Source organism: Burkholderia sp. E168m23, assembly GCF_016586125.1.
Taxonomy (GTDB): domain Bacteria; phylum Pseudomonadota; class Gammaproteobacteria; order Burkholderiales; family Burkholderiaceae; genus Burkholderia; species Burkholderia orbicola.
In genome coordinates this window covers 1-8,449 of sequence record NZ_BCPP01000204.1, presented here as the reverse complement: position 1 = coordinate 8,449, position 8,449 = coordinate 1, and the positions used below count along the sequence as shown (strand labels likewise).

Below are 8,449 nucleotides of genomic sequence, written 5' to 3'. Positions count from 1 at the left end.
GCAGTTCGGCGTGAAGTTCAACTATTCGCCGCGCTCGTTCGACGCGAACTTCGCGTTCTACTACCTGAACTACACCGACAAGTCGCCGGTGCTCGCGTCGCTCGCGAATGGCACCGAGCAATGGTCGTATCTCGGCCGGCGCCAGTTGTTCGGCGTCAGCGCGAACTTCGGCGTCGGCCCGTGGGCGATCGGCACCGAACTGTCGTACCGGCCGCGCGATGCGGTCGCGCTGTCGAGCTGCTACGGCGCGGGCGGCCCGCTCGACCTGAACACGAACGGCGTGGCCGGCGTGGACTGCCCGCAATGGGTCGACAAGAAGAAGTTCCAGTACGACATCAACGGGCTGCTCGCGCTCACGCGCAGCGAGTACCCGTTCCTGAAGATGCTCGGCGCCGATTCGGCCGCGCTGACCTGGGAACTGACGTGGATCTACTACCCCGGGCTGAGCCCGAGCGGCGTGACGCGCACGGTTGGCGGGCAGACCGTCACGCAGGTGCCGCAGGCCGGCTACCTGCCGTGGCTGAACAACGGCTCGGCGGCCGGCTATCCGATCGGGATGGGCCAGGGCACGTCGAGCTCGGTGGGCGCGACGATCGACTTCAACTGGACCTACGACGGCTCGCTGATTCCCGGCTGGCAGGTCACGCCGGGCGTGACGTTCAGCACCGGCCTGTACGGCTACACGCCGACCTTCACCGCGAACTACATGCAGGGTGCGAAGTCGCTGAACGTCTACGTGCTGTTCAACCAGAACCCGCCGAACTGGCAGGCCGGCATCAACTTCACTTCGTTCTGGGGCGGCCACAACACGGTGGGCCAGCCCTATGCGGACCGCAATTTCGTCGGCTTGTTCGTCACGCGGAATTTCTGACGGCGGCGATCGGCAAGTAGCAGGTGGCGCAGGCCGCCGCAATACATGAAGGGGTAACGTCGTGCTCAATCGTCTGGTCAGTCGCCTGGAAAGGCTCTTCTTCGGTCATCGCGCGATCGTGCTCGCGGCGATCGCGTTGTTCACCGTCGCGATGGCCGTGTTCGCCGTGCAACTGCGCATGGATGCCGGCTTCGACAAGCAGATGCCGATCGGGCACGAGTACATCCGCACGTTCCAGCAGTATCGCAACGACCTGCTCGGCGCGAACCGGATCACGGTGGTGGTGCGCGCGAAGCACGGCTCGATCTGGTCGAAGCAGGGGCTGACGCGGCTATACGACGTCACGCAGGCCGTCACGTACCTGCCGAACGTCGACCGGATCGGCGTGCGCTCGTTGTGGACGCCGAACGCGTTCGTCAACGAAGTGACCGACGAAGGGTTTCGCGCGGAGCCGATCATTCCGGGCACCATCACGCCGGACCAGCTGACGCCGGACCGCGTGCAGGGCATTCGCCGCGCGACCACGCTCGGCGGCTACGTCGGCACGCTCGTGTCGCACGGCGAGGACAGCGCGATGATCACGGCCGAGCTGAACGAGCGCGACAGCGCCGGCAAGGTGCTCGACTACGTGGCGTTCAATCACCTGCTCGAGGAGAAGATCCGCAAGCCGTTCGAGGATGCCGGCTACGAGATCCAGATCATCGGCTTCGCGAAGCAGATTGGCGACATCGCCGACGGCGCGACGGCCGTGCTCGGCTTCTGCGCGGTCGCGCTGTTGCTGACCACGCTCGCGGTGTACTGGTACTGCCATTCGGTGCGCTTCACGGTGCTGCTGGTCGCGTGTTCGCTCACGTCGCTCGTGTGGCAGTTCGGCACGCTGAAGCTGCTCGGCTTCGGCCTCGATCCGCTCGCGGTGCTCGTGCCGTTCCTCGTGTTCGCGATCGGCGTGTCGCACGGCGTGCAGCAGGTGAACTTCATCGTCCGCGAGATCGCGCACGGGCAGAGTTCGTTCGATGCGGCGCGCCACAGCTTCAGCGGCCTGCTGATCCCCGGCGTGCTCGCGCTGATCACCGCGTTCGTGTCGTTCATCACGCTGTTGCTGATCCCGATCCCGATGGTGCGCGAGCTGGCGATCACCGCGTCGCTCGGCGTCGCGTACAAGATCGTGACGAACCTGATCCTGCTGCCCGTCGCGGCATCGTGCTTCAACTTCACGAAAACCTATGCGGACGCTTCGCTGAAGCGCGCGCAGCAGCGTGCGAAGCCGCTGCGCGTGCTCGCCCGCGTGGCGGAGCCGAAGTACGCGGGCATCACGGTCGCGCTGACGGTGGCGATCTTCGCCCTCGCCGCATGGCAAAGCCGCGATCGCGTGATCGGCACGCTGCAGCCGGGCGCGCCGGAACTGCGCGCGGACGCGCGCTTCAATCGCGATGCGACGTCGATCGCCGGCAACTACGACATGGGCCTCGACTGGCTGACGGTGGCGATCGAATCGACCGGCAAGGCATGCGACAACCCGGCGGTCGGGCTGTACGAGGACGACTTCTCGGCCGCGATGAAGACCGAGCCGGGCGTCGTGTCGGTGCAGTCGTACTCGGCGATGCTGCGCGCGTACAACCAGGGCTACAACGAGGATTTCCCGAAGATGAACGTCGTGCCGATCGCCGCCGAGAACTACGGCGCGGTGTCGGTCGACGTGTCGCGCCTGAAGGGCTTCATGAGCCGCGACTGCGGGATGACGGCCGTGCACCTGTTCCTGACCGACCACAAGGCGACGACGATCAACCGCATCCTCGACGACGTGAAGCAGTACCGCGCGTCGCATCCGTTCCCCGGCATCACGGTGCGGCTGGCCGCCGGCAACGCGGGCGTGCTCGCCGCGACCAACGACGAGGTCGAGAAGAGCGAGCTGCCGATGATGCTCTACGTGTATGCGGCGATCCTGGTGCTCGTGTTCCTCGCCTACCGCGACTGGCGCGCGATGCTCGCCTGTTGCGTGCCGCTGTCGGTCGCGACCTTCATCGGCTACTGGTTCATGAAGGAGCTGCAGATCGGGCTGACCGTCGCGACGTTGCCGGTGATGGTGCTGGCCGTCGGCATCGGCGTCGATTACGCGTTCTACATCTACAACCGGCTGCAGGTGCATCTCGCCGGCGGGCAGGACATCGTGAAGGCCGTGCAGTACGCGATGCTCGAAGTGGGCGTGGCCACGATCTTCACCGCGATCACGCTGGCGATCGGCGTGGCGACGTGGAGCTTCTCGGCGCTCAAGTTCCAGGCGGACATGGGCAAGCTGCTCGCGTTCATGTTCATCGTGAACCTGGTGATGGCGATGACCGCGCTGCCCGCGCTCGCGTCGCTGCTCGAACGCTGGTTCCCGCGCCGCAAGCCGGCTCGCGCGCCGGGCCTGTTCAGTCACTGAAGTTGACGCACATCCCGACGGAGATCCAGTCATGGTCAAGACCTTCGCTGTTTGCGGCGCACTTTGCCTCGTGGCGGCCGCCTTCGCACGCTTTCATGAAACGGTCGCGCAGCAGCCCGCGCCGGTCCACGCGTTCGCGACCGACGTGAAACGCGTCAGTGTGCGCCACACCGCGGTCGACGCAGCGGCGGTGACCCCTTCGTCGAGCGACGGCGACGCCGGGCGTCAGACGGCGGCCGCGCAGGCTGTCGACAAGCCGCCCGTCGTCGTGCTCGGCGTCGCGCATGCCGGCTGGTCGGTGCTGTTCAGCCACTGATACCCGCGCACACCCACTACGGAGGTTCATCGATGATCAAGACGCTCGTTGCCGGTACCGCGCTCTGTGCCGCCGTGGCGGCCTTCGCGCAACCGCAGGATGGAACGGTGGCGGCCTGGGCCGCGAAGCCCGCGCATGCGTGGGCCGCGCCGACGCACCGGATGCTGATGGATGCGGCGCATGCCGGAGCGCGGATCGTCGCGGTCGGCGAGCACGGCATCGTGCTGCTGTCCGACGACGACGGCAGGACCTGGCGGCAGGCGCGGCGCGTGCCGGTGTCCGCGACGCTGTCGGCCGTGTCGTTCGCGGATGCGAAGCACGGCTGGGCAGTCGGCCAGTGGGGCGCGATTCTCGCGACCGACGACGGCGGCGACACATGGGTCACGCAGCGGCTCGATACGTCGGTCGATCAGCCGCTGTTCTCGGTGCTGTTCACGAATGCGCGGGACGGGATTGCCGTCGGCCTGTGGTCGCTGATGCTGCAGACGCACGACGGCGGCAAGACATGGGCGCGCACGACGCTGCCGAAGCCGCCGGGCGGCGGCAAGGCCGACCGCAATCTCTATCACGTGTTTGCCGACCCCGCCCATGCGCTCTACGTCGTGTCCGAACAGGGGATGGTGCTCAAGTCGGCCGACGGTGGCGCGAACTGGGTCTATCTGCCGACGGGCGGCAAGGGCACGTTGTGGTCGGGCGTCGCGATGCCGGACGGCCGGATCGTGGTCGGCGGGCTGCTCGGCAGCCTGTTCGAGAGCCGCGACGGCGGCGCGACGTGGGCGGCGCTGCAGACCGGCACGCGCAGCTCGATCACCGATCTCGTCGCGACCGGCGGCGGGCTGACCGGCGTCGGGCTGGACGGCCTCGTGCTGACGCAGCGCGTGGCCGGCGGCCCGTTCGACGTCGCGCAGCGCGCGGATCGGGCGACGCTCACCGCCGCGCTGATCGACGCGCGCGGCAAGCCGGTGCTGTTTTCGCAGGACGGCGTGCTGGCCGCGCCGTGAGTTGAATCTGGTCGAGAAAAACGAGGAAGCATGGAGCACCCGAAATGAAGCCCAAGCACAAGCCGGACATGCGGGCCCGGCGTCAGATATTGCGCGTCGCGGCCGCGGGCGCCGCGTCGCTCGCTACCGGCGACGTGTCGTTCGCGGAAGGCGCGGCGCCGGCAGCCGCCGATCGCGGCGTGTTCGATGTCGTCATCATCGGCGCCGGGCTCGCGGGGCTGACCGCCGCGCGCGACCTGCAGCGCGCCGGATGCGAATCGTTCGTCGTCGTCGAGGCGCGCGATCGCGTCGGCGGGCGGACCTACAACCACGATCTCGGGCACGGCGTGGTGTCCGAAGCCGGCGGCCAGTGGATCGGCCCGGGGCAGACGGCGATCGCCGACCTCGCCCGCGAACTCGGCGTCGATACGTTCCCGACCTATTACGCGGGCAAGACCGTCGTGCTGGCCGGCGACGCGCGCGTCGCCCAGGATTTCCACGGCGGATCGGGCGGCGACGACGCGCTCGGCGCGAAGCTCGGTGCGCTCGCCCGCGGCGTGCCGTCGCGCGAACCGTGGACCGCGCAGCACGCGGCGGAGCTCGACACGCTGACCTACGGCGACTGGCTGCGCAAGCAGGGCGTGACGTACGAAGACGGCTACTTCCTCGGCCTCGCGGCGAAGCTGTCGCTCGGCGGCGCACCGGCCCAGCTCGGGCTGCTGCACTACCTGTCGATGATCAACAGCGCCGATTGCGACTACGCGAAGCTCGAATCGACCAAGGGCGGCGCACAGGAAACGCGTTTCGTCGGCGGCTCGCAGGTGTTGAGCATGCGGATGGCGAGCGAACTCGGCGCGTCGAAGGTGCAACTGTCCTGCCCGGTGCGCAAGATCTCGGGCTGGGATCGCGACGTGGTCGACGTGCAGACCGATCGCGGCGTGCTGCGCGCGCGACGGGTGATCGTCGCGCTCAATCCGGCGCTGTGCCAGCAGATCGTGTTCGATCCGCCGCTGCCGGACGGCCGCGCGCAGTTGCAGCGGAACTGGCCGGCGAACGCGCCGATGCGCAAGACGGTGCACGTGTACGACCGGCCGTTCTGGCGCGACGACGGCTACAACGGACAGATCTTCGAGGTCGGCGGCCCGGTGTTCATGGCGTACGACAACTCGCCGCCGGACGGCTCGGTTGGCGTGCTCGCTGCGTTCGTCGCGCCGGGCGCGCTGCCGGCCGAGCCGAAGGCCGCCGAGCGGACGCTGTCGGCCATCTTTGCGCGCGCGCTCGGCGACAAGGCGCTGCATCCGACGCAGTTCCACGACTACGACTGGGGCCGCGTCGATCCGTGGACGCTGCAGTGCATCCACCCGTTGCCGCCCGGGTTCTGGACGAAATGGGGCAAGTTCCTGCGCCCGGAAGCCGGCCGGCTGATCTGGTCGGGCACCGAGACGGCCGACCTGTGGGCCGGCGCGATGGACGGCGCGGTGCGCTCCGGACACCGCGCGGCGTTGCAGGCGCTCGGCAAACTGGCCGGCCGCGGCCGGGAGGCCTGAATGAAACGAACCTGGATGATCGGCGCGGCGCTCGTGATCGCGGGCGTGGCGGCAGCCGGCACGCTGTACGGCCCCGACTTGATCGACGGCATGCGTTACCAGAAGGCGATGACCGCGATCGGCGAAGCCGACAAGGCCAACGGCGGCGCGTGGCCGCAGCCGCAGGAGACGTGCTTCTTCTGCCACGGCGTGCACGGGCAGTCGCAGAGCGCATGGTATCCGTCGCTGTCCGGCCAGCCGGCCACGTATATCGCCGCGCAACTGCGCGCGTTCGCCACGGACCAGCGCCGCAACGCGTACATGGGGCCGCTTTCGCGCGAACTCGACGACGCGAAGATCGCCGCGCTGGCGACCTACTTCGCGCGACAGGCGCCGGCGCGCAACGAGGCCGTGTCGGCCGACGCGGCGCTCGACAAGCGGGGAATGGCGCTCGTGGAGGCGCGAAGCTGCCGCGCGTGTCACGGCGCGGCGCTGACGGGCAAGGACCCGGCCCCGCGCCTCGCGGGCCAGGGGCAGCTTTACCTGGAAGCGCAACTGGCGGCGTTCCGCTCGGGCGAGCGGCACGATCCGACCGGGGCGATGAATGCGTTGGCCGCGACGTTGTCGGGCGACGATACGCGTGCGGTTGCGCACTATCTGGCCGGCCTGTCGCCGGACGGGGCGGCGAAGTGATGCGCGAAACGCGCCAGGCCCGGGAATACCCTGCCTTTTTCTTTACACTTTACTTTGTCATAGTGACCTAAGATTGGTAATGTGTTCTACAAAAGAACACGCCGGATACGAAGCAGCAGTACCCGACCTCGAACCGAACCGGTTCTCGACAATTCACGTTTCAGGAGACAAGCATGGCTAAGCACCCCGTCGTCGTTTATGGCGCAAGCGGTTACACCGGCATGTTGATCATGGACTGGCTGATCGACCAGAACATCCCGTTCACGGCGGTCGCGCGCAATGCGGCCCGCGCGAAGGAAATGATGGCGCAGCGCGTCGTGCGGCTCGAATCCGCGCAATACGAAATCATCGAGGCGGAGCACGACGTCGATGCGCTCGTGAAGGCTTTCCGCGGGGCGAAAGTGGTGTGCAACACTGTCGGACCGTTCTCGAGCTTCGGGCTCGTCGGCGTCGAGGCCGCGCTGAAGGCCGGCTGTCACCATCTCGATACGACCGGCGAACAGTCGTATATCCGTGCGGTGCGCGACGAATTCGGCGAGCAGTATCGCCAGGCCGGCCTGCTGGTGTCGTCGTCGAACGCGTACATGTACACGTTCGCCGAGATCGCCGCCGAGCTCGCGCTCGAAACGCCGGGCATCGATGCGCTGGAGACGGCCACGCTGACCCGCGGCCCGCGCGGCGCGGCCGGCGTGAGCATCGGCTCGACCGCGACGATCTTCGACGGCGCGCGCCACGAGTCCTGCTACCTGTGGGAAAAGGCGCTCGTGCCGCACGCCGCGGACGCGTCGTTCACCGTCGCGACGCCGGAACTGATGCAGCCGGTGTTCTGCCTGCCGTGGGGTGGCACGTCGCTGCCCGTTTATTTCGAGCACGATGCGCGCGTGCGCAGCTGCATCTCGTGCGTGGGCTTCTACGACAACAACGTGATGAAGCTGGTGCACCAGTTCGGACAGAAGTGGGAAGCTGAATACAAGCACCTGCCGCGCGAGCAACAGGACGAAGTGCTGAAGCAGGTCGTCGCGTCGACCACGCCGACGATGCCGCCGCGCGAGCGCACGACGATCCAGCGCAGCGTCGACTTCGCGATCGGCCGCGGCCAGCTCGCGGCGGTGCGCGCGACCGTGCATGGCGTCACGCCGTACATCTCGACGGGCGCGATTCACGCGGCCGGCGTGCTCAAGCTGCTCGACGGCGATACCGCGCGCACCGGCTTCGCGTCCGGCTCGAAGGCATTCGGCCATCGCTACCTGCTCGGCTTCCTCGAACAGCGCGGGCTCGCGCGCGCGACGGTCACGCAACTGTGACGGCCGCCGCCGCACCGGACCAGACCCAACGGAACTTGTGACATGGCCATTATCGATTTCTACGACCGCGGCTGGCGGCTCAATCCCGACGGGATCGCGTACATCCAGGGCGATCGCAACTACACGTTCCAGGAGATCGGCGAGCTGTCGTGCCGCATCGCCAACGGCTTGCTCGCCGCCGGCTTCGCGAAGGAGGCGAAGGCGGCGGTGTGGGCCGACAACGACGTGATCGGCTGGAGCTGCGCGCTCGGGATGTGGCGCGCCGGGCTCGCGTACATCCCGGTGAACGGCCGCAACGCGGTGGCCGAGAACCAGTACGTGCTCGATGCGTTCGACT

The 8,449-nt window shown here is 68.0% G+C and carries 8 protein-coding genes; all 8 read left to right on the top strand.

Going from position 1 to position 8,449, the window contains the following annotated elements:
* Positions 1–871: DUF1302 family protein (locus JMF90_RS13070; RefSeq protein ID WP_201325147.1), on the top strand; the 871-nt coding region annotated here is incomplete at its 5' end.
* Between the two features lie 61 nt (positions 872–932).
* The gene (locus JMF90_RS13065) at positions 933–3,293 is read left to right on the top strand and encodes an RND family transporter (RefSeq protein WP_011548644.1); all 2,361 of its coding nucleotides are present in this window, start codon (positions 933–935) and stop codon (positions 3,291–3,293) included.
* A 31-nt stretch (positions 3,294–3,324) separates the two neighbouring features.
* Entirely contained in the window at positions 3,325–3,609 is a 285-nt protein-coding gene (locus JMF90_RS13060; protein WP_011694909.1) for a hypothetical protein, read from the top strand.
* A gap of 32 nt (positions 3,610–3,641) precedes the next feature.
* Positions 3,642–4,610, top strand: coding sequence for a YCF48-related protein (locus JMF90_RS13055; protein WP_011548642.1), 969 nt, complete (start codon positions 3,642–3,644; stop codon positions 4,608–4,610).
* A gap of 44 nt (positions 4,611–4,654) precedes the next feature.
* Positions 4,655–6,136 carry an FAD-dependent oxidoreductase gene (locus JMF90_RS13050; RefSeq protein WP_011548641.1) on the top strand — a complete coding sequence of 494 codons (1,482 nt, stop codon included), beginning with the start codon at positions 4,655–4,657 and terminating at the stop codon, positions 6,134–6,136.
* Positions 6,137–6,808: a c-type cytochrome gene (locus JMF90_RS13045; RefSeq protein ID WP_011548640.1), complete on the top strand. Its 672-nt coding sequence runs from the start codon at positions 6,137–6,139 to the stop codon at positions 6,806–6,808.
* Positions 6,809–6,981: 173 nt separating this feature from the next.
* Positions 6,982–8,112, top strand: a complete 1,131-nt coding sequence (locus tag JMF90_RS13040) for a trans-acting enoyl reductase family protein (RefSeq protein ID WP_011548639.1) — start codon at positions 6,982–6,984, stop codon at positions 8,110–8,112.
* 42 nt (positions 8,113–8,154) lie between these two features.
* Positions 8,155–8,449, top strand: a 295-nt coding sequence (locus JMF90_RS13035; RefSeq protein ID WP_201325146.1) for an AMP-binding protein, incomplete at its 3' end; no start/stop codon positions are given.

What these genes read in the sequence shown, in the direction of transcription:
- JMF90_RS13050 (WP_011548641.1), top strand. Translation starts at nt 4,655, where the DNA reads ATGAAGCCCAAGCACAAGCCGGACATGCGGGCCCGGCGTCAGATATTG.
- JMF90_RS13045 (WP_011548640.1), top strand. Translation starts at nt 6,137, where the DNA reads ATGAAACGAACCTGGATGATCGGCGCGGCGCTCGTGATCGCGGGCGTG.
- JMF90_RS13040 (WP_011548639.1), top strand. Translation starts at nt 6,982, where the DNA reads ATGGCTAAGCACCCCGTCGTCGTTTATGGCGCAAGCGGTTACACCGGC.
- JMF90_RS13060 (WP_011694909.1), top strand. Translation starts at nt 3,325, where the DNA reads ATGGTCAAGACCTTCGCTGTTTGCGGCGCACTTTGCCTCGTGGCGGCC.
- JMF90_RS13055 (WP_011548642.1), top strand. Translation starts at nt 3,642, where the DNA reads ATGATCAAGACGCTCGTTGCCGGTACCGCGCTCTGTGCCGCCGTGGCG.